The following is a 25,605-nucleotide window of genomic DNA, read 5'->3' as shown; positions in this document are numbered from 1 at the left end:
GCTCGACCGGTCTCTATGCCAACCCTGCGTACCCTTTTCGCTACAGCCCTGCTGGGCTTGAGCCTTTCTGTCGGCCCATTGCAAGCGGCCGAACCGCCCAGCGCCGAGTCCGTCCAGCAGAGCCTGGATAAAATTGCCGAGCGCAAGCTGCCGGAAGCCGATCAGAAGGCCCTCCAGGCGGTGCTGCAACAGACCCTCACGCAGCTGTCGAACAAGCAGGATTACGAGCAGCGCCTGAGCGATCTCAAGCAGCAGTTGAGCAACGCGCCGCGCCAGACCGGCGAGAACCAGCGCGAACTGGCCCGCCTCAAAGCCACCAAGGTGGTGCCCGTGGCCCAGCGCTACGCCAACCTGCCGGTGTCGCAACTCGAACAGTTGCTGACCGAGCGCACCACCCAGCAGGGCGATTTGCAGAAGGCGCTGGCCGAGGCCAATAGCCTGGCCATTACCGCGCAGACCCGCCCCGAGCGCGCCCAGGCCGAGATCAGCAGCAGCCAGACCCGCACCCAGCAGATCAACACGATCCTCAAGATCGGCAAGGACGCCGGCAAGCCCATCACCGCCGACCAGCGCAACCAGCTCAACGCCGAGCTGGCGGCGATCAATGCGCTGATCCCGCTGCGCCGCCAGGAACTGGCCGGCAACAGCCAGTTGCAGGACCTGGGCAACAGCCAGCATGACCTGCTGATGGAAAAGACCGCTCGCCTGGAACAGGAAATCCAGGACCTGCAGACCCTGATCAACCAGAAGCGCCTGGCCCAGTCCCAGGAGACGGTCACCCAGCAATCCATCGAAGCGCAGAAGGCCGGAAGCAGCAGCCTTTTGGCCACCGAAAGCGCAGCCAACCTGAAGCTCTCCGACTACCTGCTCAAGAGCACCGACCGCCTCAACGAGGTGACCCAGCAGAACCTGCAGACCAAGCAGCAGCTCGACAGCGTGACCCAGAGCGATGCCGCACTGGACGAGCAGATCAACGTGCTCAAGGGCAGCCTGCTGCTGTCGAAGATCCTCTACAAGCAGAAGCAGGCGCTGCCGCACCTGCGCCTCGACCGCGACCTGGCCGACCAGATCGCCGACATCCGCCTGTACCAGTTCGAGGTCAACCAGCAACGCGAGCTGATCACCAGCCCCAGCAGCTATGTCGATAACCTGCTGGCTTCGCAGCCGTCCGAACAAGTCACGCCGCAGCTGCGCAAGACCCTGCTGGACCTGGCCGTCACCCGCGCCGACCTGCTGGAACGCCTGAGCCGCGAACTGAGCGCGCTACTCAACGAATCCATCACCCTGCAGCTCAACCAGAAACAACTGCTGAGCACTTCGCAGAGCCTGCGCGCGACCCTCGACGAACAGATGTTCTGGATCCCCAGCAACAAGCCGCTGGACCTCGAATGGCTGCAGACCGTACCGCTGCGCCTGGAAAAGCAGGTGGTCACCCTGCCCTGGTCCTCAAGCCTCAGCGAGCTGGCCGACGGCCTGGCGCAACGACCGCTGCTGTTCCTGCCGCTGCTGTTGCTGATCGCGGCCCTGCTGTGGCGACGCAAGAGCCTGTACTTGCGCCTGAACAAGGTCCACCAGGACATCGGCCACTTCAAGCGCGACAGCCAGTGGCACACGCCGCAGGCGATCCTGATCAATATCCTCCTGGCGCTGCCGGTCGCCCTGGGCCTGGCGCTGTGCGGCCTGGCCCTACAGATCGACGCCCGCGGGCAGAACGCCAACCTCGGCGCGGCGCTGTTGCAGATGGCCCAGGCCTGGCTGGTGTTCTATACCGCCTACCGCACCCTCGCCCCGGGCGGCGTGGCGGAACTGCATTTCCGCTGGGAAAAGCCCCAGGTCGAGTTCCTCCAGGGCTGGGTGCGCCGCCTCGGGCTGGTGGTCATGGCCCTGGTGGCCGTGGTCGCCGTCGCCGAGCATCAGCCGGCGGCACTGGCCGACGACGTGCTCGGCATCGGCGTGGTGCTGACCTGCTACGCGCTGATGACCTGGCTGCTCAGCCGGCTGCTGCTGAGCAGCCCGACGCACGAGAACGCCTCGCTGTTCCGCAAGGCGGTGGCGGTGGTGTTCACCGTCCTGCCGATCGCCCTGTTCGTCGCCGTGTGCTTCGGCTACTACTACACCGCGCTGAAACTCAGCGACCGTCTGATCAATACCCTGTACCTGCTGATGCTCTGGCTGGTGATCGAGGCCACCTTCGTCCGCGGCCTGGCCGTGGCCGCGCGGCGCCTGGCCTACCAGCGCGCCTTGAGCAAGCGCCAGGCCGCCCGGGAGTCCGGGGACGGCGAAGCGGTGGTCGAAGAGCCGACCATGGACATCGAGAAGGTCAACGAACAGTCCCTGCGCCTGATCCGCCTGGCCCTGCTGGGCGGGTTCATCGCCGCGCTGTACTGGGCCTGGTCGGACCTGATCACGGTCTTCTCCTACCTGGACAACGTCACCCTCTACGAATACACCAGCGGCACCGGCGCCAACATGAGCATGGTGCCCATCAGCATCGGCGACATGCTCGGCGCGCTGATCATCGTCGGCATCACGTTCGCCCTGGCGCGCAACCTCCCCGGCCTGCTCGAAGTGCTGGTGCTGTCCAAGCTGAACCTGGCCCAGGGCAGCGCCTACGCGACCACCACCCTGCTGTCCTATGTGATCGCCGGCGTCGGCTTCGTCTCCACACTGTCGACCCTGGGCGTCAGCTGGGACAAGCTGCAATGGCTGGTGGCGGCGCTGTCGGTGGGCCTGGGCTTCGGCATGCAGGCGATCTTCGCCAACTTCATCTCCGGCATCATCATCCTGTTCGAGCGTCCGGTACGGATCGGCGACACCATCACCATCGGCGCGCTGTCGGGCACGGTGAGCAAGATCCGCATCCGCGCCACCACCATCACCGACTTCGACCGCAAGGACATCATTGTCCCGAACCAGACCTTCATCACCGGGCAACTGATCAACTGGTCGCTGACCGACACCATCACCCGGGTGACCCTCAAGCTCGGCGTCGACTACGGCTCCGACCTGGACCTGGTCAAGGAACTGCTGCTCAAGGCTGCCCGCGAGAATCCGCGGGTGCTGAAGGAACCCGAGCCGCATGTGTACTTCCTCAACTTCGGCGAAAGCACCCTCGACCATGAACTGCGCATGCACGTGCGCGAGCTGGGCGATCGCAACCCGGTGATCGACGAGGTCAACCGCTTCATCAACCGCGAGTTCAAGAAACAGCACATCAACATCTCGTTCCGCCAGATGGAGGTCTACCTGAAAAACCTCCACGGCCAGGAATACAAGATGGTGCCCATCGAGCCCGAGGCGAAGACCATCGTCCCGGCGCCCGAGGGCAAACCGCTGCAGGAACCGCCACCCGCCAAGCTCGACTAAGGGCGCTATCCCTAGCAGAATGCTCGGACATTCTGCTGGAGATGGCCGTTGAAAGCCCTCGACGAACTGACCTTCGACAATCGCTTCGCCCGCCTGGGCGACGCGTTCTCAACCCACGTGCTGCCCGAGCCGATCGACCACCCGCGCCTGGTGGTGGCCAGCCCGGCGGCCATGGCGCTGCTGGACCTGGATCCCGAAGTCGCCGAAAGCCCGGTATTCGCCGAGCTGTTTGGCGGGCACAAGCTGTGGGCCGAGGCGGAACCTCGGGCGATGGTTTATTCCGGACATCAATTCGGTTCCTACAACCCTCAGTTGGGCGACGGTCGCGGGCTGCTGCTGGGCGAGGTGTACAACGCCGCCGGCGAGCACTGGGACCTGCATCTCAAGGGCGCCGGCCAGACGCCTTACTCACGCATGGGCGACGGCCGCGCCGTATTGCGCTCGTCGATCCGCGAGTTCCTCGCCTCCGAGGCGCTGCATGCCCTGGGCATTCCCACCACCCGGGCGCTGTGCGTGATCGGCTCCGACACCCCGGTGTGGCGCGAGAAACAGGAGCGCGCGGCGATGCTGCTGCGCATGGCGCCCAGCCATATCCGCTTCGGCCACTTCGAATACTTCTACTACACCAAGCGTCCCGAACAGCAGAAGCAGCTGGGCGAGCATGTACTGGCCCTGCACTTTCCCCAGTGCCTGGAGCAGCCGGAACCTTACCTGGCGATGTTCCGCGAGATCGTCGAACGCAACGCCGAGCTCATCGCCAAATGGCAGGCCTACGGTTTCTGCCATGGGGTGATGAACACCGACAACATGTCGCTCCTCGGCCTGACGTTCGACTTCGGGCCGTTCGCCTTCCTCGACGATTTCGACGCGAACTTCATCTGCAACCATTCCGACGACCAGGGCCGCTACTCGTTCAGCAACCAGGTGCCGATCGGCCAATGGAACCTCAGCGCCCTGGCGCAGGCACTGACGCCGTTCATCAGCGTCGAGGCCCTGCGCGAAACCCTGGGCCTGTTCCTGCCGCTGTTCCAGGCCCACTACCTGGACCTGATGCGCCGCCGCCTCGGCCTGACCAGCGCCGAAGATCAGGACCAGGAACTGGTGGAGCGCCTGCTGCAACTGATGCAGGGCAGCGGCGTGGATTACAGCCTGTTCTTCCGCCGCCTGGGGGATGAGCCGGCGGCACTGGCCGTGGCCCGCTTGCGCGACGACTTCGTCGACCGCCAGGGTTTCGATGCCTGGGCCGAGCTGTATCAGGCCCGTGTCGCCCGCGAACAGGACGCAGACGAAGAACGGCGCCGCGCCCGCATGCATGCGGTCAACCCGCTGTACATCCTGCGCAATTATCTGGCGCAGAACGCCATCACCGCCGCCGAGCAGGGGGACTACTCCGAGGTGCGCCGCCTGCACGCGGTGCTGAGCAAACCGTTCGAACAGCAGCCCGGCATGGACGGCTACGCCCAGCGACCGCCCGATTGGGGCAAGCACCTGGAAATCAGTTGCTCGTCCTGAGGCTCAGATAAAGGTTTCCACCGAGACCTTGAAGCGCTCGGCCAGCCAGCGGATCTGCCGCAGGTTGAGCTGGCGCTTGCCGCTGAGAATCTCCGAGACCACCGACTGCGCGCCCACGCCGGGCAAGTCGCTCTGGGTCAGGCCGTGTTCGCGCATGAACGAGCGCAACACATCGACCCCGCTGGCCACTGGCATAGGCCGATGCTCTTCGTCATAGGCTTCGATCCAGTCACCGATGATGTCCACCAGTGAAGTCACCGGATGATTCTCGTCCTCTCCCATGAGATCCAGCAGCTCATCCAGCGCCCGGACCAATTCATCGTAATCGGCCTCGGTCTTGGGTTTGCGCAGCAACGGCGCCACGAAATGCCAATGCTCCGCCGCCTGCCTCACCACAACGTTCATATGGTTTCCTCCTTCCACCTGCCCTTGTCGTATTCATGATGGTCCAGTACGTGCCTGATATAGAGCCGTCGTACCTCATAACGCACCAGGGCGATGATGCGTAACTTGTTGCCGCCAACATCGAAAACATGAAACGCCCCCACTTTGTCCGTGGCTGGAAACACTGCCTTGATGGCTGCAAAGTCGGACGGGTTGAGGCCTTTGATTTTTCTGTACCAGGTATCCAGCGCACTGGCCGATTGCGCCCAACGCTCCTTGGCCTCCCAGATTCGTTTGGCAGTGATGATATGCATGCAATGTCCCTATCGCATATTGCTATAGACGGTAGTGTTGACGGCGCTCCATAGCAAGCTGCTATGCGCGCGAACAGACCAACGGCGCAAACCCATGGCTCCGTTTCAGCCTAGATTCGCCCGCGGCCACACCGCCCAAAGATGTATGAAAGAATGCGACAAGGCCGCCACGCGCTTGATAAACCCGGCATCAAACTCCAGATAACGCCTATTACCCTTCTGGAGCCCCCATGTCCGATCCCCTGCTGATCCCCTGCCCCCATTGCAACGGCTTGAACCGCATCCCCGCCGAGCGCCTCGGCGACCAGCCCAAGTGCGGGCGCTGCAAGGGCCAGGTGTTGCTGAACCAGCCGTTCGAGCTGAAACAAGGCGACTACGCCAGCCAGATCAAGGGCGACCTGCCTCTGCTGGTGGATGTCTGGGCGGATTGGTGCGGGCCGTGCAAGTCCTTCGCCCCGGTTTTCCAGCAGGCCGCCGCGCAGCTGGCGGGCAAGTGCCGCCTGGCCAAGCTCGACAGCGAGGCCAACCCGCAATTGTCGGCGCAGTTGGGTATCCGTTCGATTCCCAGCCTGATCCTGTTCAAGAACGGCAAGGAAGTGGCGCGCCAGAGCGGTGCCTTCCCGCTCCCGCAGTTGATGGCCTGGCTGCGCAGCCAGGGGATCTGAAGGTCGCCTGGACCTGTAGGAGCGAGGCTTGCCCGCGATGGGGCCTGACATTCAACATCGTTGCCGGTTGTCAGATCGCTATCGCGGGCAAGCCCCGCTCCTACAAAACAGGGATCAGGCGTTTTCCAGCAGGTTGTGCAGGTCGACGAACTGCTGGGTCAGCTTGTGCCGGGGGTCGAGATGGATCAGCGGCAGGCTGGCCTGGTGGGATTCGCGCATGCGCACCGAACTGGCCAGGTACACCGGCAACACCGGCAGGCCTTCGGCGATCAGCTCGTCGAGCATCTGCTGCGGCAGGCTGGCCCGGGCCTGGAACTGATTGACCACGATGCCTTCGACCTGCAATTCCTCATTGTGGTCGTCCTTCAGTTCCTCGATCTCCGCCAACAGGCCGTACAGCGCCTGGCGCGAGAAGCTGTCGCAGTCGAAGGGAATCAATACCCGATCGGCGGCGATCAGCGCTGAAACCGCGTAGAAGTTCAGGGCCGGCGGGGTATCCAGGTAGATCCGGTCGTAATCCTCGGACAGCTCGTCCAGCAGTTTGCGCAGCTTGTTGATCTTGTGCTTCGCCTCGAGCTTGGGCTGCAAGTCCGCCAGTTCCGCGGTGGCCGTCACCACATGCAGGTTGTCGAAAGGCGTTTCGTAGATATCGACCTGGTTCTTCTTCGAGAACGGCCCGGACGATAACGTCTGCTTGAAGAAGTCGGCGATCCCCATCGGGATATCGCTACCGGTCAACCCGGTGAGGTATTGAGTGGAGTTGGCCTGGGCATCCAGGTCCACCAACAGGGTGCGATACCCTTCGCTGGCGCTCACGGCTGCCAGGTTGCAGGCAATGCTGGACTTGCCGACACCCCCTTTCTGATTGAACACCACGCGCCGCATGTCAAAACCTCCCTGCCTCAAAGAACCCCGAGTGTAGTAGCCAGCAGCGCTGCTTCGCTACCTTGCCGATCGCAGACTGTGGGCCCGCCTTCACGCCGGCCAAGGCAGCCTGCTTGCCGACATTCGTGCGGCTGCGACCCATTCCGCCCGATAATGGCAAAAAGACATCTTTCACCTGTCAGAATTTGTCATTTCCACTGAGCAAAACGTAACCAGTGTTTGCTACAAGCCAGTCACACCGGGATAATGCGCGCCACTCGGCTGTATTTCCCTGTCGAGAGCGTCACGACCTCAACGTCTGACACGTCAAGGTAGCCCGCAGGGGCGGGATGAACTTCAAGTGATCAATTTCAACATCGCCCAATGGCGCGCGTGGGCCCCTGGGCTCGAAAGCGTGGACGATTGGCAGGCCTGGAGCCGACAGCCGATCGCGCTCGAGAGCAGCGATGCCGCCCCCGACGTGTCATTTTTGCCGGCCATGCAGCGCCGTCGCCTCAGCCGTCTGGCACGCATGGCGTTCAGCGTGGGCTGGCCGCTGGCCGAAGGCCTGGAACAGCTGCCGCTAGTCTTTGTTTCCCGGCACGGCGAAACGCCACGGACCTTCGACATCCTCAGCGACCTGGCGGCCGACCAGCCCCTGTCCCCGACTCAGTTCAGCCTCTCGGTGCACAACGCGGTGATCGGCCTGTGGTCGATCATGCGTGGCGAAACCAGCGAAATGACCGCACTCGCCGCTGCTGGCGACGGCCTCGAACACGGCATGCTGGAAGCCGCGGCGCTGCTCACGGAAGGGACGCCGGCCGTGTTGCTGGTAATTGCCGAAGAGCAACCGCCCGCCGCCTACGCCACCTGGATCGACGATGTGCCCTTCCCCTATGCGCTGGGCCTGCTGCTGACCCCCGGCCAGCAGTGGCAACTGACGCTCGACACCACCACCGAGCAAATACCCCACGCCGGCTGGCCCCATGCCCTGAATCTCTTGCGTACCCTGCTCGGCGAGCAGACTTCTTGCCAACATGCCTGGAAGAACCGTGTATGGAACTGGCAACGCAACCCGTAACCTCAAAGCCCCGCGACGCCTATTACTGGCGCCTGTTCGCCACCGCGGCGAGCTTCGCCCTGTTCGGCCTGGGCGGCCTGTGCCTGCGCCTGGTGGTGTTCCCCCTGCTGGCCTGCCTGCCCGGCACCGCCGAGGCGCACCGCCAGCGTGCGCGCCGCACCATTGGCCGGCTGTTCTGGCTGTTCATCCGCTTCATGGCCCGCAGCGGCGTACTGACCTATGAAGTCACTGGCGCGGAACGGCTCGGCCGCCCGGGGCAAATGATCATCGCCAACCACCCGTCGCTGATCGACGTGGTGTTCCTCATCGGCCTGGTGCGCAACGCCAACTGCGTGGTCAAGCAGAGCCTGTGGCAGAACCCGTTCACCCGTGGCCCGGTGCGCGAAGCCGAATACATCAGCAACGACGGCAGCATGGATATGCTCGATACCGCCAGCGAAGCCCTGCGCGGCGGCCAGACCCTGGTGATCTTCCCCGAAGGCACGCGCACCCCGCCGGGCCGGGCGCCGGCCTTTCATCGGGGGGGCGCGGCAATCGCCCTGCGCGGTGCGAGAATCATCACCCCGGTGGTCATCAAGGTCAGCCCGACCACCCTGACCAAGGCCGAACCCTGGTATCGCATCCCCCTGCGCCGCGTGCACTTCAGTTTTCGCGTCGGGGCCGATATAGACCCGTGCGCCTTCGCCGCCCAAGGCCCTGCGCCGCAGGCTTCGCGCAAGCTCAACGATCACTTGCATCACTACTTCATTAAGGAGCTCGCCGAAGATGAGCGATCTGCACCAGGAAATTAAAATGTTGATCATCGATGCCCTGGGCCTCGAAGACATCAGCGTGCACGACATCGGCGACGAGCAGACGCTGTTCGGTGAAGGCCTGGGCCTGGACTCGGTCGACGCCCTGGAACTGGGCCTGGCGATCCAGAAACGCTACGGCATCAAGATCGACGCCGACGCCAAGGACACCCGCAACCACTTCTCCAACGTGGCGAGCCTCGCGGCCTTCGTCATTGCAAAACAGGCAGCTTGAGACCGGACCATGCAAACTCGCGACGACATCTTCAACACCCTGCGTGATGCCCTGGTGGAACTCTTCGAACTGGAACCGGAACGCGTGAGCCTGGAATCCAACCTGTACCAGGACCTGGAAATCGACAGCATCGACGCCGTCGACCTGATCGACCACATCAAGCGCAAGACCGGCAAGAAAATCGCCGCCGAGGAATTCAAGTCGGTGCGCACCGTCAACGACGTGGTCGAAGCGGTCTATCGCCTGGTCCAGCCGGCCGCATGAGCCGTCTGATCGGCCTTGGCCTGCTGCTGGCGGGCCTGTTGTATCCCTTTGCGGTGTATTTCGGCATGGAGCATTTCGCTCCGTGGCAGTTCGGCCTGTTGCTCGGCGGCCTGTGGCTGGCCCGGGCCCTGACCGGCGAACGGCGTCCCGGCAGCCTGTGGATGGCCGCTGGCGCCCTGGCCTTCTGCGGGCTGCTGGCGCTGTTCGACAGCCCGTCGCTGTTGCGCTGGTACCCGGTACTGATCAGCGGCTTCATGCTCGCGCTGTTCGGCCTGAGCCTGAAGTACGGCCCGCCGGTGGCCGAGCGCCTGGCGCGCCTGGGCGAGCCCGACCTGCCGGAAAAGGCGATTCGCTACACCCGCCAGGTGACGATCGCCTGGAGTGTGTTTTTCCTCTGTAACGGATTGCTCGCCGCGGCCCTGACCCTGTGGGCGCCGCTGAGCTGGTGGACGTTGTACAACGGCCTGATCGCCTACGGGCTGATGGGTTTGCTGTTTGCCATTGAATGGCTGTTACGACAACGCGTACGAGGCCGCGCATGAATTGGATAAAACTTGAGCAACTGCTGCTCAAGTCGCTGCCGGAGCGGACCGTCGCGGTCGCACCGGCACTCGATCACCCGACCCTGCGGCACCAGGCCCTGAGCCTGGCCGCGGGCTTGCGAGCCAGGGGCGTGGAGCGCCTGGCCCTGCACCTGGAAGACGCCGCCGAGCTGGCTGTCGCCCTGCTCGGCGCCTGGCTCGCCGGGGTCGAGGTGCTGCTGCCTGCCGACCTGCAACCGCAGACCCGGCAACGCTGGGCGCCGCAGGTCGATCTGTGGCTGACCGACCAGCCGGGCGACACCCGCCTGAGCGAGCTCGACCTGCCACCGCTGCCCGCCGCCGAGCTCGATCTCGACGCTTGCCGCCTGAGCCTGTGCACCTCCGGCTCCAGCGGCGAACCCAAGCGCATCGATAAATCCCTGCGCCAGCTGGCCAATGAAGTCGAGGCCCTGGAACAGCTGTGGGGCGCCGGGCTGGGGCAGGCCTGCATCATCGGCAGCGTCGCCACCCAACACATCTACGGCCTGCTGTTCCGCGTGCTCTGGCCGCTGTGCGCCGGCCGCGCGTTCGTCCGCCGGCAACTGCCGTTCCCGGAAGACCTGCAACGTGCCAGCCGCGAACACCCGGCCTTTGCCTGGGTCGCCAGCCCGGCCCTGCTCAAGCGCATGGGCGACAACCTCGACTGGCCGGCCCTGAGCCCGGTGCGCCGTGTGTTTTCCTCCGGTGGCGCACTGCCCGCCGAGGCCGCTCGGCTGCTGCAGCAGCGCCTGGGCCAGTGGCCGACGGAAATCCTCGGCAGCTCGGAAACCGGCGGCATCGCCTGGCGCCAGGGCGACAGCCTGTGGCAGGCCTTCGCCGGGGTCGAACTGAGCCAGGACAGCGACGGCGCCCTGCTGATCGCTTCGCCCTACTTGCCGGCCGGGCATGTCGAACACACCGCCGATGCCGCGCGTATCGCCGCCGACGGGCGCTTCGAGCTGCTCGGGCGCCTGGACCGGATCGTCAAGCTGGAAGAAAAACGCATTTCCCTGCCGATGCTGGAGCAAGCCCTGGGCGCCCATGCCTGGGTCGCCGAGGCTCGCCTGGGCGTGGTCCGGGAAAACCGCGCCTCCCTCGGCGTGCTGCTGGTGCTCAGCGAACCGGGCCTGCACGCCTTGCGCAACCAGGGACGGCGGGCGTTGACCCAAACCTTGCGCCAGCACCTGGGCCAGCATTGCGAAGCCCTGGCGCTGCCACGCCGCTGGCGGCTGCTGCGCCAACTGCCGCTGAATAGCCAGGGCAAGCTGCCCCAGGCCGAGGTCGAGGCCTTGTTGCTGGCCCCGCGCCCACGGGCGCCCGAGGTGCTGGAACAGCTCGAAGCCGATGGCGAGTGGAGCCTGCAATTGGCGATCCCGCCGGACCTGGCTTGTTTCAGCGGTCACTTCCCCCAGGCGCCGGTACTGCCGGGGGTGGTGCAGGTGGACTGGGCCCTGGCGCTGGGCCAGCAGTTGCTCGATCTGCCAGGCCGTTTCGCCGGCATGGAAGTGCTGAAGTTCCAGCAGCTGGTAAGGCCCGGCGACCAGGTGCAACTGCACCTGCGTTTCGATACCGAGCGCGGCAAGCTGTACTTCGCCTATCGCAACGACACCGCCGCCTGCTCCAGCGGCCGCATCCTGCTGGAGAGCGCCTGTGGATAAGTTATTGGCGCCCGGCAGCTCCTGTAGCAGCGAGCTGGCTCGCGGCAAGGTCAGCGCCCATGCATAAGCCCTGCGCCGTGATCCCGGTCTACAACCATGAAACCGCCGTGCCCGCGGTGGTCGACGCCCTGCTTGCCAGCGGCCTGCCCTGCGTCCTGGTGGACGACGCCAGCAGCCCGGCCTGCGCCGCCGTGCTGGAACAACTGGCCGGGCGCGAACAGGTGTTCCTGGTCAAGCTCGCGGTCAACCAGGGCAAGGGCGGCGCGGTCATGGCCGGGCTGCGCGAAGCCTCGCGCCGGGGCTTCAGCCATGCCCTGCAAGTGGATGCCGACGGCCAGCACGACCTGCGCGACGTCGAAACCTTCATCGAGCATTCCCGGACCCATCCCGACGCGCTGATCTGCGGTTATCCACAGTACGACGCCAGCGTGCCCAAGGGCCGCCTGTATGCGCGCTACCTGACCCACGTCTGGGTGTGGATCAACAGCCTGTCGTTGCAGATTCCCGATTCCATGTGCGGCTTTCGGGTCTATCCGCTGCCGCCGACCCTGGCCCTGATCGACTCGGTGCACCTGGGCAAGCGCATGGACTTCGACCCGGAAATCCTCGTGCGCCTGGCCTGGCGCAACCAGCCGATGCGCTGGCTGCCGACCCGGGTGCATTACCCCCAGGACGGCCTGTCGCACTTTCGCCTGTTCCATGACAACGCGCTGATTTCCAGCATGCACACCCGGCTGTTCTTCGGCATGCTGCTGCGCGCGCCGCTGATCCTCTGGCGACGGTGGCAGGCATGACGGCGCTCCAGGACAAACAGCCAGACACAAAACACTGGGCCGAGCACGAAGAGCGCGGCAGCTTCTGGCTGATGAAACTCACCGCCTTCGGCGTGCGCGTGCTCGGGCGCCGGCTGCTGAGCCCGGTGCTGTACGTCATCGTCTTTTACTTTTTCCTGTTCGGCCGCCGTGCGCGCCACAGTGCCTGGCTGTACCAGCGGCGCCTGGCGCAATGGAGCGCCAGGGCCGAGCTGCGCCCCAGCCACTGGCGGGTGTTCGGCCAGTTCATGGCCTTCGCCGACGCCCTGCTGGACAAGCTCGACGTGTGGAACGGCAAGCTGCGCCTGGAACAGATCGAGATCGTCGACCCGGCCCTGCTGCGCGACCAGCTGCGCGGCGCCCGTGGCCAGATGCTGGTGGGCGCGCACCTGGGCAATCTCGAAGTCTGCCGGGCCCTGGCCGAGCTGGGCGAAAAGGTCACCATGAACGTGCTGGTGCACACCCGCCACGCCGAACGCTTCAACCGCCTGCTGGGCGAGGCCGGGGCCAGCAATCTGCGGCTGATCCAGGTCAGCGAGCTGGACCCGGCGATCATGCTGCAACTGAGCCAGCGCCTGGAGCGCGGCGAATGGCTGGCGATCGCCGGCGACCGCGTGCCGCTGCATGGCGGGCGCAGCGTGGAGGTGGACTTTCTCGGCCACCCCGCGCCCTTTCCCCAGGGGCCGTGGCTGCTGGCGGGCCTGCTGAAGTGCCCGGTCAACCTGCTGCTGTGCCTCAAGCGCGACGGCCGCTATCGAGTGATCCTCGAACCCTTCGCCGAGGCCGTGGCCTGGAAGCGCAGCGACCGCGAGCAGGTGATCGCCCTGTGGGCCGGCCGTTACGCCGAGCGCCTGGGCCAGTACTGCCTCGAAGCGCCGCAACAGTGGTTCAACTTTTACCCTTTCTGGAAGACCGATGACGATGCATCCGCTTGAGCCGGTAACCTTCGGCGAACTCCCCCTGCGCATCGAGGACGTGCTGGCCCTGGCCAACCGTCAGGCACCCGCCCGCCTGCAGGACGACCGCGCGTTCCGCCAGCGCATCGCCAAGGGCGCGCAATTCCTCGATTCGCTGCTGGACAAGGAAGGCGTGATCTACGGCGTGACCACCGGCTACGGCGACTCCTGCGTGGTCGCGGTGCCGCTTGCGCACGTCGAGGCGCTGCCGCGTCACCTGTACACCTTCCACGGCTGCGGCCTGGGCAAGCTGCTGGACGCGCAGGCCACCCGCGCGGTGCTGGCGGCACGCTTGCAGTCGCTGTGCCATGGCGTGTCCGGGGTGCGCGTGGAACTGCTGGAGCGCCTGCAGGCCTTCCTCGAACACGACATCCTGCCGCTGATCCCCGAAGAGGGCTCGGTGGGCGCCAGCGGCGACCTCACGCCGCTGTCCTATGTGGCCGCGACCCTGTCCGGCGAGCGCGAAGTGATGTTCCGCGGCGAGCGCCGAAGCTCCGCCGAGGTGCATCGCGAGCTGGGCTGGGAACCGCTGGTGCTGCGGCCGAAGGAGGCCCTGGCGCTGATGAACGGCACCGCGGTGATGACCGGTCTGGCCTGCCTGGCCTTCGCCCGCGCCGACTACCTGCTGCGCCTGGCCACGCGGATCACCGCGCTGAACGTGGTCGCCTTGCAAGGCAACCCGGAGCATTTCGACGAGCGCCTGTTCGCCGCCAAGCCGCACCCGGGGCAGATGCAGGTCGCGGCCTGGTTGCGCCAGGACCTGGCCATCGACGCCCCCACCGCGCCGCTGCACCGCCTGCAGGACCGCTACTCGCTGCGCTGTGCGCCCCATGTGCTGGGCGTGCTGGCCGACAGCCTGGGCTGGCTGCGCGGCTTTATCGAAACCGAGCTGAACAGCGCCAACGACAACCCGATCATCGATGCCGAAGCCGAGCGCGTGCTGCACGGCGGGCACTTCTACGGCGGGCATATCGCCTTCGCCATGGACAGCCTGAAGAATCTGGTGGCCAACGTCGCCGACCTGCTCGACCGCCAGCTCGCGCTGCTGGTGGACGAGCGCTACAACCACGGCCTGCCGAGCAACCTGTCCGGTGCGCCGGTGGAGCGCGCCATGCTCAACCACGGCTTCAAGGCGGTGCAGATCGGTGCCAGCGCCTGGACCGCCGAGGCCCTGAAAAACACCCTGCCGGCCAGCGTGTTCTCGCGCTCCACCGAATGCCACAACCAGGACAAGGTGAGCATGGGCACCATCGCCGCCCGCGATGCGATCCGCGTGCTGGAGCTGACCGAACAGGTGGCCGCCGCGACCCTGCTGGCCGCCAACCAGGGGGTCTGGCTGCGCGGCCAGGTCGCGCCGGCACGGCCGCTGCCACCGGCCCTGGCGGCCATGCATGAAGCGCTGGCCGGGGACTTCCCGCCGGTGATCGAGGACCGCGCCCTGGAAGGCGAACTGCGCCTGTGCCTGCAACGTATCGCCGAACAACATTGGAGGCTGCATGCGTAGCCCGGGCGTGCTGCACGCGGACACCGAGATCCAGGTGCCGTTTTTCGACGTCGACACCATGCAGGTGGTCTGGCACGGGCACTACGTGAAGTACCTGGAAGTGGCGCGCTGCGCCCTGCTGGACAAGCTCGGCCACAACTACAACCAGATGCTCGCGTCCGGCTACGCCTGGCCGGTGATCGACCTGCAACTGCGCTATGTGCGCGGCGCGGTGTTCGGGCAGAAGCTCAACGTCCGCGCCAGCCTGGTGGAGTGGGAGAACCGCCTGAAGATCAACTACCTGATCAGCGATCTGGAAACCGGCGAACGCCTGACCCGCGCCAGCTCGGTGCAGGTCGCCGTGGAAATCGCCAGCCGCGAGATGCAACTGGCCTCGCCCAAGGTGTTCACCGATGCCGTCGCCAAGGTGCTGGCATGAATCCGACCTGCAACCGAAATATCTTCCGTTGGGCATGGAGCCTGTTATTGGCGCTCGGCTTCAGCTCGCTGGCCAATGCCTTCGACCTGCAACAGCTGAGCGAGCAGTTGGCCAGGCCCGAGGTGATCCACGGCCGTTTCGTCCAGGAAAAACACCTGCGCGCCCTGCCCCAGCCACTGACCAGCCAGGGTGACTTTGTCCTGGCGAAAAACCATGGCCTGCTGTGGCTGCTGAAAACCCCGCTGCAACAGGACTACCGCATCACCGGCAGCGGCATCGCCCGACGCGACGCCAACGGCTGGCAGATGCTGCCCAACAAGAGCGCCGGGGCCGAGCAGAACCGACTGTTCCTCGCCGTGCTGCAAGGCGACAGCAGCGGCCTGCAACGCGACTTCGAGCTGGCCCTGAGCGGGGACGCCACGCGCTGGAAGCTGACCCTGACCCCGCGTTCGCTGCTGCTCAAGCAAGTGTTCAAGCGGATCGACATCGACGGCGGCGAACTGGTGCAGCGCATCGAGCTGCTGGAAACCCAGGGCGACAGCACCCTGCTGCGAATGCACGACAGCACCGCCAGCCAACCCTTGAGCGCCGCGGAGCAACATGATTTTGCCGAGTGAACGCGGGTGGCCGCGCCTGTTCCTGCTCCTGCTGGTCGCCGTGCTGGCCCTGGCCGGCTGGCAATGGCGCCACGGCGCGCCGCTGTCGGCCAACCTCATGGAACTGGTGCCCGGCACTGCCCCCGATGCCCTGGAGCTCAAGGCCGAACAGCGCATGCAGGAGCCGCTGAACCGCGAAATCCTGGTACTGGTGGGCCATGCCGAGCGCCAGCAGGCCATCGCCATGGCCCGGCAACTGGCCGAGCAATGGCAGGCCAGCGGGCTGTTCGAGAAGGTCCAGTGGAACCTGCAGGCCGACCTGCCGGCGCTACGCCGGCAATTGCTGCAAGGCCGCCTGGCGATGCTCTCCGGCGCCGACCGCCAGCAGCTGATCGAGCATCCCGAGGTGTTTATCCAGCAGCGCGTGCAGGCGCTGTTCGACCCCTTCGGCGGTTTCAGCCTGGTGCCGAGCCAGGACGACTGGCTGGGCCTGACCGGGCGCATCCAGAACAGCCAGCCACAACGCGGCGCGGTGCAACTGGACATCGGCAGCGGCGCGCTGATCGCCGACGCCGACGGCAAGAGCTGGGTGCTGCTGCGGGCACGCACCACCGGCGACGCCTTCGACATGCAGTTGCCGCTGCACGTGGCGGCGCTGCTGCAGCACAGCCGCGACCAGGCCGCCGGGGCCGACGTCCAGCTGCTGGCGGCCAGCGGCCTGCTCTACGCCGCCAACGGCCAGCAGCAGGCCAGCCGTGAAATCACCTGGGTCGGCGGCGGCGCCACCCTCGGTATCCTCCTGCTGCTGTTGCTGGCCTTCCGGCGCTGGCGGGTGTTGCTGGCCTTCGTGCCGGTGCTGGTGGGCATGCTGTTCGGCGCAGTGGCCTGCGTCGCCTTCTTCGGCCATATGCACGTGATGACGTTGGTGCTGGGGTCGAGCCTGATCGGCGTCGCCGTCGACTACCCGCTGCACTATCTGTCCAAGAGCTGGAGCCTGCGGCCCTGGCACAGTTGGCCGGCGCTGCGCCTGACCCTGCCGGGCCTGACGCTGAGCCTGGCCACCAGTTGCATCGGCTACCTGGCCCTGGCCTGGACGCCGTTCCCGGCCCTGACCCAGATCGCCGTGTTTTCCGCCGCCGGCCTGCTCGGCGCCTACTTGAGCGCCGTGTGCCTGTTGCCGGCACTGCTCAAGGGCGTCGAACTGCAACCGGCGCAATGGCCGCTGCGCATCAGCGGATGGCTGCTGGGCCTGCGTGCGCGACTGCGCGCGCGCGTGCCCGACGCCTGGCTGCTGGCGCTGCTGATCGCCTTCTGCGCCGCAGGTCTGTGGCAGCTCGACAGCAAGAACGACATTCGCCAGTGGGTCGGCGCACCGCCGTCATTGCAGAGCGAAGCCCAGGCCATCGCGCGGATCACCGGCTACCAGCCCACCAGCCAGTTCTTCCTGGTGCGCGCCGCCGACCAGCCACAACTGCTCGAACGCCTCGGCGCCCTGAGCGCACGCCTGGAGCAACTGGTCAGCCTGGAAAAGCTCCAGGGCTACCTGTCGCTCAACCAACTGGTGAGTCGGCCTGCCGAGCAACAGCGCCTGCGCCAGGCCCTGGATGAGCTGCCGCGGCACTGGCAGCCGCTGCTGGATCTCGGCGTGCCGGCAACGGCCCTGGAGGCGGAACTCGCGCAACTGCGGGCACTGCCCGATGAAGACCTCGACACCGCCCTGCAAGGCCCGTTGGCCGAGCCTTACCGCCCCCTGTGGCTGGGCCCCGTCGATAACGGCGTGGCGGCCATGGTCAGCCTGCAGGGCCTGAACGATGCGGCCTTGCTGCAGGTACAGGCCCAGGGCCTGGAAGGCGTACAGCTGGTGGATCGCCTGGGGCAGCTGAATCAGGTGTTCGCCGCCACCCAGGTCAGCGCCGCCGAACTCAAGCTCGCTTCCTGCGTGCTGATCGTCTTGCTGCTGATCCTGCCGTTCGGCCTCGCTGGCGCCCTGCGCATCGTCGCCCTGCCGCTGCTGGCGGCGCTGTGCAGCCTCGCCAGCCTGGGCTGGCTGGGGCAGCCACTGACCCTGTTCAGCCTGTTCGGCCTGCTGCTGGTGACCGCGATCAGCGTCGACTACGCCATCCTCATGCGCGAACAGATCGGCGGGGCCGCCGTCAGCCTGCTGGGCACCCTGCTGGCGGCCCTGACCACCTGGCTTTCGTTCGGCCTGCTGGCCCTCTCCAGCACCCCGGCGATCAGCAACTTCGGCCTGTCGGTGAGCCTGGGGCTGGCCTTCAGCTTCCTCCTGGCCCCCTGGGCCGGGCAGCAACGCCACCCTGCCCCGCAGGCCGCGCCGTGATGACGCTCCTGTTCTGGCTCATGGCGCTGCTGCTGTTCGCCGTCGCCACCCGTATCGGCAGCCGTTTCGGCCTGATCCCGATCGTCAGCCAATTGCTGCTGGCGACCTTCGGCCTGCCGTTGCTGATGCTGCTGTGGATCGAACCGCACTGGCAGCTCAGCGGCGCGCAGCTGGTTGCGCCCGGCTGGCTGAAGAGCCTCTACGGCCTGAGTTTCGCCCTGCTGCTGGGGCACATCCTCAGTGACGTGATCGACCTGCGCCTGGACCGCCAGAGCCTGAAGATCGCCCTGCCGAGCTTCGCCGTGCCTTTCGCCTGCGGCCTGGCCACCGCGGCCTGGCTCCTGCCGGCGCAATCCTGGCTGAGCTCCCTGGCGGTCGGCCTGCTGTTCGCCATCACCGCGATTCCGGTGCTCTACCTGTACCTGCGGCACATCGGCTACCCGCCGCCGGCCACCCGGCGCCTGGTGCAGGCCGCGATCCTCATCGACCTCGGCTGCTGGACCCTGTTCGGCATCGCCCAGGGCAGCCTGCACCTGGGCAGCCTGCTGCTGCCATTGGCCGGCGCCTGTCTGCCGCTGCTCCTGCGCGGCCTCGGCCTGCGCCAGCCCCTGCCGTACAGCCTGGGCTTCTTCGGCCTGCTGGTGGTGGCCGAGCACTACAAGCTCAACGCGCTGATTTTCGGCATCGCCTACCTGCTGTGCATGGCGGCGCTCAAGGTGCCGCTGGTGCTGCCGTTACAGGCAGCCTGGATGAGCCGTTTGCAGACCTGGATCGCCATTCCGCTGATCCTCACGTTCGGCATCGTGCAGATCGATGCGCACAGCGCCCTGGACAGCCTCGGCTGGGTGCAATGGGGGGCATTGCTGCTGTTGCCGATCGCCAGCAAGTTGCTCGGCAACTGGCTCGGCCTGGGCTGGGCCGGCGCTTCCTTCGCCGGCGCCAGCCGCTGGCGGGAAAGCCTGCTGCTGAACATTCGCGGGTTGAGCGAGATCGTCTTTCTCAACCTGCTGCTGCAACAGCAACTGATCAGCCCGGCGCTGTATTTCGCGCTGATGATCATGGGCCTGCTCGCCACCCTGATGCCGGCCCTGGCCGGGCTGCACCGGACCCCGTTGGACCCTTTGAACCTGAACATCGCCGAACCGGCAAGGAGCCCCAATGCCAACAGTTGAAATGGAACGCCGCGAGATCGTGGTGATTGGCGCCGGCCCGTCGGGAGCCATCGCCGCGGCGCTGCTCAAGAACAAGGGCCACGACGTGCTGATCGTCGAACGCCAGCACTTCCCGCGGTTTTCGATCGGCGAAAGCCTGCTGTCCCATTGCCTGGATTTCGTCGAGGAAGCCGGCATGCTCGACGCGGTCAACGCCGCCGGCTTCCAGTTGAAGAACGGCGCCGCCTTCGCCTGGGGCGAGCGTTACAGCGCCTTCGACTTCGGCGACACCTTCAGCGGCGGCAAGCCCACCACCTTCCAGGTGCAACGCGCCGACTTCGACCAGTTGCTGGCCGACCAGGCGGCCCTCCAGGGCGTCGAGATACGTTATGGCGAAGCCCTGGTCAGCGCCGACTTCGACCTGCCCAGGCCGCAATTGCAGATCCTGCGCGAAGACGGCAGCGAGTACCGCGTGGAAGCCGCTTTCGTCCTCGACGCCAGCGGCTACGGCCGGGTGCTGCCGCGCCTGCTGGACCTGGAAGCGCCCTCGAACTTCCCGGTGCGCCAGGCGGTGTTCACCCACGTCGAGGACCATATCGACAGCCCGGGCTTCGAGCGCGAGAAGATCCTCATCACCACCCACCCGGAGCAGCGCGATATCTGGTTCTGGACCATCCCGTTCAGCAACGGCCGCTGCTCGATCGGCGTGGTCGCGGCCAAGGAACACTTCGATGGCCGTGACGACGACCTCGACCAGTGCCTGCGCGGTTTCATCGAGCAAACCCCGAGCCTGGCCGCCGTGCTGCGGAACGCGGTCTGGGACACCCCGGCCCGGACCATCGGCGGCTACTCGGCCAACGTCAAGACCCTGCACGGCCCGGGCTTCGCGCTGCTGGGCAATGCCGCGGAATTCCTCGACCCGGTGTTCTCTTCCGGGGTGACCATCGCCATGCGCTCGGCGAGCATGGCCGCCGCCGTGCTGCACCGGCAATTGTTGGGCGAACGCGTCGATTGGCAGAACGAGTTCGCCGTGCCCCTCAAGCGTGGCGTCGACACCTTCCGCTGCTACGTCGAGGGCTGGTACGCCGGCACTTTCCAGGACGTGATCTACCACCCGGGCAGCTCGCCGGAAATCCGCCGGATGATCAGCTCGATCCTCGCCGGCTATGCCTGGGACGAGCGCAACCCGTTTGTCAGCGAACCCAAGCGGCGACTGCGCATGCTGTCGGAAATCTGCGCCGTGGAGGCCCCATGAACGACGCCCGGCCCCACTACCTGAGCGCCAGCTACGTCGAGGAAACCCGCTTCGGCTTCTGGTTCCTGCGCAGCCATACCTGGCAGCACCATGTGCTGCGGGTAGCGATCGATGACCTGCGCAGCCTGTTCGACCAGGCGCCCCCGGCCAACCCGGTGCTGCTGGATGCCGGCTGCGGCCAGGGCAAGTCGTTCCAGTACCTGGACCGGGTATTCGCCCCGCAGCGCCTGATCGGCCTGGACGCCGACCCGTACAGCCTCGAACTCAGCGCCGAGGAAGCCGCGCGCCAGGGATTGAAGGTCGAACTGATCGGCAGCGACTGCGCGACCCTGGACATCGCCGATGCCAGCATCGACCTGCTGTTCTGCCACCAGACCTTCCACCACCTGGTGGAGCAGGAAAAAGCCCTGGCCGAGTTCTATCGGGTGCTCAAGCCGGGCGGTTACCTGTTGTTCGCCGAATCCACCGAGGCCTACATCGACACCTGGGTGATCCGCTGGCTGTTCCGCCACCCGATGCACGTGCAGAAAAGCGCGGCGCAGTACCTGGAAATGATCCGACGACAGGGCTTTGAATTCAGCCCGCGAAACTTGTCTTATCCCTATCTGTGGTGGAGCCGTGCCAAGGATTTCGGGCTGCTCGAACGCTTCGGCCTGCGCCGCCCGAAACCCGTTGGCCAACGGGAAGAAACCCTGGTCAATGTGGTCGCCCGCAAACCCCTGCACGAAGGTGCCGCCGGATGATCCGTGCCCTGCTCGTCGGTTGCCTGCTGTTGCTGAGCGCCTGCGCCAGCCAAGCGCCGCTGCCCGAGAAAACCCCGAGCCTGGCCCTGCCGTTGCAGCTGCACGTCGAACGGCAGCAGGCCGGGCAGCGCCAGGACTGGCTGCTGGTGATCCAGGCCGAAGGGCCGGGCATCCGCTGGTCGCTGATCGACCCGCTGGGCATTCCCCTGGCGCGCCAGCAACTGCGCGACGGCCACTGGCAGGCCGATGGCCTGCTGCCGCCGAACCCTGAGGCCCGCGAGCTGTTCGCCGCGCTGCTGTTTGCCCTGACCCCGGCAGGCGAACTGCGCGCCAACTATCCGGCCGCCCGGCAACAGGACGCCCTGCGTGAGCTCGACCCGCGCTGGCGGGTCCACTATCGCCAGGCCCTGGATTTCCGCCTGGAGCTGCCCCTGGACCTGCGCTACCACATCAGCCCGTTGCCCGCCGAGAACGCCTCATGACGGCCTACCTGAATGCCCTCGGGGTGATCTGCGCCCTGGGGCGCGACAAGCAGCAAGTGGCCCGCAGCCTGTTTGCCGGCGACTGCTCCGGCATGCGCACCGAAAGCGGCTGGATTCCCGGGCGCAGCGTGCCCGTGGCCGCCGTCCGGGGCCCCCTGGCAAGCCTCCCCGCGGCCCTGGCGCAGCAGAGCAGCCGCAACAACCAGTTGCTGCTGGAAGCGGCCCTGCAGATCCGTGCCGACATCGACCGGGCGATCGCCCGCCATGGCCCTGCCCGCATCGGGGTCGTCCTCGGCACCAGCACCTCGGGCATCGACGAGGCCAGCCGCGGCATCGCCCATTACCTGCGCGACCAGCGCTTCCCGGCCGACTACGACTATCGGCAGCAGGAACTGGGCGCGCCAGCGAACTTCCTTGCCGACTGGCTCGGTCTCAGTGGCCCGGCCTATGTGATTTCCACCGCTTGCACCTCCAGCGCCCGCGCCCTGATGAGCGCCCGCCGCCTGCTCGACCTGGGCCTGTGCGACGCAGTGCTGTGCGGCGGCGTCGACAGCCTGTGCAAGCTGACCCTCAACGGTTTCTCGGCGCTCGAAGCGGTGTCCGCGCAACGCTGCAACCCGTTCTCGGTGAACCGCGACGGCATCAATATCGGCGAAGCCGCCGTGCTGTTCCTGATGACCCGGGAAGCCCTCGACGCCCGGCCGATCGCCTTGCTCGGCGGCGGCGCCAGCTCCGACGCCCACCATATTTCCGCACCCGAGCCCAGCGGACGCGGCGCCCTGCAAGCCATGCAAAAGGCCCTGCACAGCGCCGGCCTGGACGCCGGGCAGATCGCCTACCTGAACCTGCACGGTACGGCGACCCCGCACAACGACGCCATGGAAAGCCTGGCGGTCGAGCAACTGTTCCCGGGCGGCGTGCCTTGCTCGTCGACCAAACCCCTGAGCGGCCACACCCTGGGCGCCGCCGGCGCGCTGGAAGCGGCGTTCTGCTGGCTGAGCCTGAGCGCCGCCAATACCGGACACGCCCTGCCGCCCCACGTCTGGGACGCCCAGGCCGATCCACAATTGCCAGCGCTGCGCTGGGTCACCCAGGCCACGCGCCTGGCGCCGGACGCGCCGCGCTGCCTGATGAGCAACTCCTTCGCCTTCGGCGGCAACAACGTCAGCCTGATTATCGGAGACGCCCCATGATTGACTGGCCCCTCGCCGAGCTGCTGCCCCACGCGGGCGACATGATCCTGATCGACCGGGTCCTGGCGTTCGACGAAGAACAGATCCGTACCAGCCTCACCGTCCGCCCCGGCGGCCTGTTCAACCGCGCCGACGGCAGCCTGCCGGCCTGGGTCGGCCTCGAACTGATGGCCCAGAGCGTCGCCGCCTACGCCGGCTGCCATGCCCGCAGCCAAGGCCGGCCCGTGGCGCTGGGGTTCCTGCTCGGCACGCGCAAGTTCGAATGCAATGTGGAACACTTCCCGGCCGGCAGCGAACTGCACATCCACGCCCTGCGCTCCCTGCAGGACGACAACGGCATGGGCGTGTTCGAGTGCCACCTGGACGCTCCCGGCATCCATGCCGTCGCCCGCCTCAATGTGTTCTGCCCGCCCCAGGCGGACAGCTACCTGAACGAATCCCCCGCTTCATCAACAGGAATCCAGCCATGACTGAATCCGTACTGGTCACCGGCTCCAGCCGTGGTATCGGCCGCGCCATTGCCCTGCGTCTGGCCCAGGCCGGCCACGACCTGATCCTGCATTGCCGCAGCGGCCGCCGCGAGGCCGAGGCCGTGCAGGCCGAGATACAGGCGCTGGGACGCCAGGCGCGCATCCTGCAATTCGACGTGGCCGACCGCGCCAGCTGCAAGGCCATTCTCGAAGCCGACGTGGAAGCCCATGGCGCCTACTACGGCGTGGTGCTCAACGCCGGCCTGACCCGCGACGGCGCCTTCCCGGCCCTGGGCGAGGACGACTGGGACAGCGTGCTGCGCACCAACCTCGACGGTTTCTACAACGTGCTGCACCCGCTGATGCTGCCGATGATCCGCCGCCGTGCCGCCGGGCGCATCGTCTGCATCACCTCCGTCTCCGGGCTGATCGGCAACCGCGGGCAGGTCAACTACAGCGCTTCCAAGGCCGGCCTGATCGGCGCCGCCAAAGCCCTGGCCATCGAGCTGGGCAAACGCAGGATCACCGTCAACTGCGTGGCCCCGGGCCTGATCGACACGGCGATGCTCGACGACAACGTGCCGGTGGAAGAGCTGCTGAAGATGATCCCGGCCCAGCGCATGGGCACCCCGGAAGAAGTCGCCAGCGCGGTGAACTTCCTGATGTCCGCCGAGGCCGGCTACATCACTCGCCAGGTGCTGGCGGTCAACGGAGGCCTGTGCTGATGAAACGCGTGGTTGTCACCGGCATGGCCGGCATCACTTCGCTGGGCAGCGACTGGGCCACCATCGCCGCCAACTTCAGCGCCAACCGCAGCGGCATCCGTCGGATGGACGAGTGGGATCGCTTCAGCGAACTCAACACCCGCCTGGCCGGCCCCGTCGACGATTTCAAGGTGCCGGGCCACTGGACCCGCAAGCAACTGCGCAGCATGGGCCGGGTGTCGCGGCTCGCCGTGGGCGCCGCCGAGCAGGCCCTGGCCGATGCCGGCCTGCTCGGCGACGAGTCGATCAGGGACGGACGCATGGGCGTGGCCTGCGGCTCGTCCACCGGCAGCACCGACGAGATCAAGGCGTTCGGCAACATGCTGCTGAACTCGGTGGCCGAGGGGCTCAACGCCAACTCCTACGTGCGCATGATGCCGCACACCACCGCCGCCAATATCAGCATTTTCTTCGGCCTCACCGGGCGCCTGATCCCCACTTCCAGCGCCTGCACCAGCGGCAGCCAGGGCATCGGCTACGCCTACGAGGCGATCAAGTTCGGGCGCCTGCCGCTGATGCTCGCCGGCGGTGCCGAAGAGCTGTGCCCGACCGAGGCCATGGTGTTCGACGCGCTCTACGCCACCAGCCTGAAAAACGATGCCCCGCACACCAGCCCCCGGCCTTACGACTCAGGCCGCGACGGCCTGGTGATCGGCGAAGGCAGCGGCATGCTGGTGCTTGAAGAGCTGGAGCATGCCCTGGCCCGCGGCGCGCACATCCATGCCGAGATCGTCGGCTTCGGCAGCAATGCCGACGGCCAGCACACCACGCGCCCGGAGCAGGCCACCATGCGCCGCGCCATGGAACTGGCCCTGGAAGACGCCGGCCTCGCGCCCTCGGCCATCGGCTACGTCAATGGCCACGGCACCGCGACCGAGCAGGGCGACATTGCCGAAACACTGGCCACCAGCAGCCTGTTCGGCAGCCGGATGCCCATCAGTTCGCAGAAGAGCTTCCTCGGCCACACCCTGGGGGCCTGCGGCGCGCTGGAATCCTGGTTCAGCATCGAGATGCTCAACCGCGACCTCTACGCGCACACTCTCAACCTCGACGCGGTGGACCCGCGTTGCGGCGAGCTGGATTATCTGTGCGGCGAGTTCCGGCCGTTGAGCTGCGACTATGTGATGAACAACAACTTTGCCTTCGGCGGCGTCAACACCTCGCTGATCTTCCGCCGCTGGCCTCAATGACGTTATCCCCGGAAAAAAATGCAATGGCTTGCGTGCTGC

General features: G+C 66.5%; 26 protein-coding genes. 23 read left to right on the top strand and 3 right to left on the bottom strand.

Annotation, left to right across the window (positions count from 1 at the left end; translation table 11 throughout):
* Positions 1-15 precede the first annotated feature (15 nt).
* Positions 16-3,366: a mechanosensitive channel MscK gene (mscK, locus tag TO66_RS02370; protein WP_044460811.1), complete on the top strand. Its 3,351-nt coding sequence runs from the start codon at positions 16-18 to the stop codon at positions 3,364-3,366.
* A 48-nt stretch (positions 3,367-3,414) separates the two neighbouring features.
* Complete coding sequence (gene selO / locus TO66_RS02365; RefSeq protein ID WP_044460810.1) at positions 3,415-4,878, top strand: protein adenylyltransferase SelO; 1,464 nt, start codon at positions 3,415-3,417, stop codon at positions 4,876-4,878.
* Positions 4,879-4,881: 3 nt separating this feature from the next.
* Here selO and TO66_RS02360 read toward each other — a convergent pair whose 3' ends face one another.
* Positions 4,882-5,283: a type II toxin-antitoxin system HigA family antitoxin gene (locus TO66_RS02360; protein ID WP_044460809.1), complete on the bottom strand. Its 402-nt coding sequence runs from the start codon at positions 5,281-5,283 to the stop codon at positions 4,882-4,884.
* On the bottom strand, positions 5,280-5,576 hold the full coding sequence (locus TO66_RS02355; protein WP_044460808.1) for a type II toxin-antitoxin system HigB family toxin: 297 nt from the start codon (positions 5,574-5,576) through the stop codon (positions 5,280-5,282). The genes TO66_RS02360 and TO66_RS02355 overlap by 4 nt, the downstream gene beginning before the upstream one ends.
* A gap of 230 nt (positions 5,577-5,806) precedes the next feature.
* Here TO66_RS02355 and trxC point away from each other — a divergent pair, with 230 nt between their 5' ends.
* Positions 5,807-6,241 carry a thioredoxin TrxC gene (trxC, locus tag TO66_RS02350; protein ID WP_044460807.1) on the top strand — a complete coding sequence of 145 codons (435 nt, stop codon included), beginning with the start codon at positions 5,807-5,809 and terminating at the stop codon, positions 6,239-6,241.
* Positions 6,242-6,355: 114 nt separating this feature from the next.
* On the opposite strand, the gene TO66_RS02345 is transcribed toward trxC, so the two are convergent.
* Positions 6,356-7,126 carry a ParA family protein gene (locus TO66_RS02345; protein ID WP_044460806.1) on the bottom strand — a complete coding sequence of 257 codons (771 nt, stop codon included), beginning with the start codon at positions 7,124-7,126 and terminating at the stop codon, positions 6,356-6,358.
* Between the two features lie 340 nt (positions 7,127-7,466).
* Between TO66_RS02345 and TO66_RS02340 the strand changes: the two genes are divergently transcribed.
* From TO66_RS02340 to TO66_RS02245, 20 genes are read left to right on the top strand one after another with little or no spacing between them, the layout of a single operon-like run.
* Positions 7,467-8,186, top strand: a complete 720-nt coding sequence (locus TO66_RS02340) for a beta-ketoacyl synthase chain length factor (RefSeq protein ID WP_044460805.1) — start codon at positions 7,467-7,469, stop codon at positions 8,184-8,186.
* Complete coding sequence (locus TO66_RS02335) at positions 8,162-8,977, top strand: 1-acyl-sn-glycerol-3-phosphate acyltransferase (protein WP_044460804.1); 816 nt, start codon at positions 8,162-8,164, stop codon at positions 8,975-8,977. Before TO66_RS02340 ends, TO66_RS02335 begins: the two co-directional genes overlap by 25 nt.
* Positions 8,952-9,212, top strand: coding sequence for a phosphopantetheine-binding protein (locus tag TO66_RS02330; protein WP_044460803.1), 261 nt, complete (start codon positions 8,952-8,954; stop codon positions 9,210-9,212). Before TO66_RS02335 ends, TO66_RS02330 begins: the two co-directional genes overlap by 26 nt.
* Before the next feature lie 9 nt (positions 9,213-9,221).
* Positions 9,222-9,476, top strand: a complete 255-nt coding sequence (locus tag TO66_RS02325) for an acyl carrier protein (protein WP_007926835.1) — start codon at positions 9,222-9,224, stop codon at positions 9,474-9,476.
* Positions 9,473-10,018 carry a membrane protein gene (locus tag TO66_RS02320; RefSeq protein ID WP_044460802.1) on the top strand — a complete coding sequence of 182 codons (546 nt, stop codon included), beginning with the start codon at positions 9,473-9,475 and terminating at the stop codon, positions 10,016-10,018. Before TO66_RS02325 ends, TO66_RS02320 begins: the two co-directional genes overlap by 4 nt.
* Positions 10,015-11,694, top strand: a complete 1,680-nt coding sequence (locus TO66_RS02315) for an AMP-binding protein (protein WP_044460801.1) — start codon at positions 10,015-10,017, stop codon at positions 11,692-11,694. Before TO66_RS02320 ends, TO66_RS02315 begins: the two co-directional genes overlap by 4 nt.
* A 59-nt stretch (positions 11,695-11,753) precedes the next feature.
* Complete coding sequence (locus TO66_RS02310; protein ID WP_044460800.1) at positions 11,754-12,488, top strand: glycosyltransferase family 2 protein; 735 nt, start codon at positions 11,754-11,756, stop codon at positions 12,486-12,488.
* Complete coding sequence (locus TO66_RS02305; protein WP_044460799.1) at positions 12,485-13,441, top strand: glycosyl transferase; 957 nt, start codon at positions 12,485-12,487, stop codon at positions 13,439-13,441. The genes TO66_RS02310 and TO66_RS02305 overlap by 4 nt, the downstream gene beginning before the upstream one ends.
* Entirely contained in the window at positions 13,422-14,966 is a 1,545-nt protein-coding gene (hutH, locus tag TO66_RS02300) for a histidine ammonia-lyase (protein ID WP_044460798.1), read from the top strand. Before TO66_RS02305 ends, hutH begins: the two co-directional genes overlap by 20 nt.
* Complete coding sequence (locus TO66_RS02295) at positions 14,959-15,384, top strand: thioesterase family protein (protein ID WP_044460797.1); 426 nt, start codon at positions 14,959-14,961, stop codon at positions 15,382-15,384. Before hutH ends, TO66_RS02295 begins: the two co-directional genes overlap by 8 nt.
* The gene (locus tag TO66_RS02290; RefSeq protein WP_044460796.1) at positions 15,381-16,001 is read left to right on the top strand and encodes an outer membrane lipoprotein carrier protein LolA; all 621 of its coding nucleotides are present in this window, start codon (positions 15,381-15,383) and stop codon (positions 15,999-16,001) included. The genes TO66_RS02295 and TO66_RS02290 overlap by 4 nt, the downstream gene beginning before the upstream one ends.
* Entirely contained in the window at positions 15,985-18,318 is a 2,334-nt protein-coding gene (locus tag TO66_RS02285; RefSeq protein ID WP_044460795.1) for an MMPL family transporter, read from the top strand. The genes TO66_RS02290 and TO66_RS02285 overlap by 17 nt, the downstream gene beginning before the upstream one ends.
* On the top strand, positions 18,315-19,490 hold the full coding sequence (locus TO66_RS02280; protein WP_044460794.1) for a hypothetical protein: 1,176 nt from the start codon (positions 18,315-18,317) through the stop codon (positions 19,488-19,490). Before TO66_RS02285 ends, TO66_RS02280 begins: the two co-directional genes overlap by 4 nt.
* On the top strand, positions 19,477-20,724 hold the full coding sequence (locus TO66_RS02275; RefSeq protein ID WP_044460793.1) for an NAD(P)/FAD-dependent oxidoreductase: 1,248 nt from the start codon (positions 19,477-19,479) through the stop codon (positions 20,722-20,724). The genes TO66_RS02280 and TO66_RS02275 overlap by 14 nt, the downstream gene beginning before the upstream one ends.
* Positions 20,721-21,467 (top strand): class I SAM-dependent methyltransferase, encoded by a 747-nt coding sequence (locus TO66_RS02270; RefSeq protein WP_044460792.1) that lies wholly within the window; start codon positions 20,721-20,723, stop codon positions 21,465-21,467. Before TO66_RS02275 ends, TO66_RS02270 begins: the two co-directional genes overlap by 4 nt.
* Positions 21,464-21,949 (top strand): DUF3261 domain-containing protein, encoded by a 486-nt coding sequence (locus TO66_RS02265; protein WP_044460791.1) that lies wholly within the window; start codon positions 21,464-21,466, stop codon positions 21,947-21,949. The genes TO66_RS02270 and TO66_RS02265 overlap by 4 nt, the downstream gene beginning before the upstream one ends.
* Entirely contained in the window at positions 21,946-23,142 is a 1,197-nt protein-coding gene (locus TO66_RS02260) for a beta-ketoacyl-[acyl-carrier-protein] synthase family protein (protein WP_044460790.1), read from the top strand. Before TO66_RS02265 ends, TO66_RS02260 begins: the two co-directional genes overlap by 4 nt.
* Positions 23,139-23,612: a hotdog family protein gene (locus TO66_RS02255; RefSeq protein ID WP_044460789.1), complete on the top strand. Its 474-nt coding sequence runs from the start codon at positions 23,139-23,141 to the stop codon at positions 23,610-23,612. The genes TO66_RS02260 and TO66_RS02255 overlap by 4 nt, the downstream gene beginning before the upstream one ends.
* Entirely contained in the window at positions 23,609-24,337 is a 729-nt protein-coding gene (fabG, locus tag TO66_RS02250) for a 3-oxoacyl-ACP reductase FabG (protein WP_044460788.1), read from the top strand. The genes TO66_RS02255 and fabG overlap by 4 nt, the downstream gene beginning before the upstream one ends.
* Positions 24,337-25,566, top strand: a complete 1,230-nt coding sequence (locus TO66_RS02245) for a beta-ketoacyl-ACP synthase (RefSeq protein ID WP_044460787.1) — start codon at positions 24,337-24,339, stop codon at positions 25,564-25,566. The genes fabG and TO66_RS02245 overlap by 1 nt, the downstream gene beginning before the upstream one ends.
* Positions 25,567-25,605: the final 39 nt, after the last annotated feature.

The organism is Pseudomonas sp. MRSN 12121, from assembly GCF_000931465.1.
Lineage (GTDB): Bacteria > Pseudomonadota > Gammaproteobacteria > Pseudomonadales > Pseudomonadaceae > Aquipseudomonas.
This window is presented reverse-complemented; position numbering and strand designations above follow the sequence as displayed.

What these genes read in the sequence shown, in the direction of transcription:
- TO66_RS02325 (WP_007926835.1), top strand. Translation starts at nt 9,222, where the DNA reads ATGCAAACTCGCGACGACATCTTCAACACCCTGCGTGATGCCCTGGTG.
- TO66_RS02335 (WP_044460804.1), top strand. Translation starts at nt 8,162, where the DNA reads ATGGAACTGGCAACGCAACCCGTAACCTCAAAGCCCCGCGACGCCTAT.
- TO66_RS02305 (WP_044460799.1), top strand. Translation starts at nt 12,485, where the DNA reads ATGACGGCGCTCCAGGACAAACAGCCAGACACAAAACACTGGGCCGAG.
- TO66_RS02260 (WP_044460790.1), top strand. Translation starts at nt 21,946, where the DNA reads ATGACGGCCTACCTGAATGCCCTCGGGGTGATCTGCGCCCTGGGGCGC.
- TO66_RS02290 (WP_044460796.1), top strand. Translation starts at nt 15,381, where the DNA reads ATGAATCCGACCTGCAACCGAAATATCTTCCGTTGGGCATGGAGCCTG.
- TO66_RS02360 (WP_044460809.1), bottom strand. Translation starts at nt 5,283, where the DNA reads ATGAACGTTGTGGTGAGGCAGGCGGCGGAGCATTGGCATTTCGTGGCG.
- TO66_RS02270 (WP_044460792.1), top strand. Translation starts at nt 20,721, where the DNA reads ATGAACGACGCCCGGCCCCACTACCTGAGCGCCAGCTACGTCGAGGAA.
- TO66_RS02315 (WP_044460801.1), top strand. Translation starts at nt 10,015, where the DNA reads ATGAATTGGATAAAACTTGAGCAACTGCTGCTCAAGTCGCTGCCGGAG.
- TO66_RS02265 (WP_044460791.1), top strand. Translation starts at nt 21,464, where the DNA reads ATGATCCGTGCCCTGCTCGTCGGTTGCCTGCTGTTGCTGAGCGCCTGC.
- TO66_RS02320 (WP_044460802.1), top strand. Translation starts at nt 9,473, where the DNA reads ATGAGCCGTCTGATCGGCCTTGGCCTGCTGCTGGCGGGCCTGTTGTAT.
- TO66_RS02245 (WP_044460787.1), top strand. Translation starts at nt 24,337, where the DNA reads ATGAAACGCGTGGTTGTCACCGGCATGGCCGGCATCACTTCGCTGGGC.
- mscK (WP_044460811.1), top strand. Translation starts at nt 16, where the DNA reads ATGCCAACCCTGCGTACCCTTTTCGCTACAGCCCTGCTGGGCTTGAGC.
- TO66_RS02345 (WP_044460806.1), bottom strand. Translation starts at nt 7,126, where the DNA reads ATGCGGCGCGTGGTGTTCAATCAGAAAGGGGGTGTCGGCAAGTCCAGC.
- TO66_RS02275 (WP_044460793.1), top strand. Translation starts at nt 19,477, where the DNA reads ATGCCAACAGTTGAAATGGAACGCCGCGAGATCGTGGTGATTGGCGCC.
- TO66_RS02295 (WP_044460797.1), top strand. Translation starts at nt 14,959, where the DNA reads ATGCGTAGCCCGGGCGTGCTGCACGCGGACACCGAGATCCAGGTGCCG.
- TO66_RS02355 (WP_044460808.1), bottom strand. Translation starts at nt 5,576, where the DNA reads ATGCATATCATCACTGCCAAACGAATCTGGGAGGCCAAGGAGCGTTGG.
- TO66_RS02285 (WP_044460795.1), top strand. Translation starts at nt 15,985, where the DNA reads ATGATTTTGCCGAGTGAACGCGGGTGGCCGCGCCTGTTCCTGCTCCTG.
- fabG (WP_044460788.1), top strand. Translation starts at nt 23,609, where the DNA reads ATGACTGAATCCGTACTGGTCACCGGCTCCAGCCGTGGTATCGGCCGC.
- hutH (WP_044460798.1), top strand. Translation starts at nt 13,422, where the DNA reads ATGACGATGCATCCGCTTGAGCCGGTAACCTTCGGCGAACTCCCCCTG.
- TO66_RS02310 (WP_044460800.1), top strand. Translation starts at nt 11,754, where the DNA reads ATGCATAAGCCCTGCGCCGTGATCCCGGTCTACAACCATGAAACCGCC.
- TO66_RS02330 (WP_044460803.1), top strand. Translation starts at nt 8,952, where the DNA reads ATGAGCGATCTGCACCAGGAAATTAAAATGTTGATCATCGATGCCCTG.
- TO66_RS02255 (WP_044460789.1), top strand. Translation starts at nt 23,139, where the DNA reads ATGATTGACTGGCCCCTCGCCGAGCTGCTGCCCCACGCGGGCGACATG.
- trxC (WP_044460807.1), top strand. Translation starts at nt 5,807, where the DNA reads ATGTCCGATCCCCTGCTGATCCCCTGCCCCCATTGCAACGGCTTGAAC.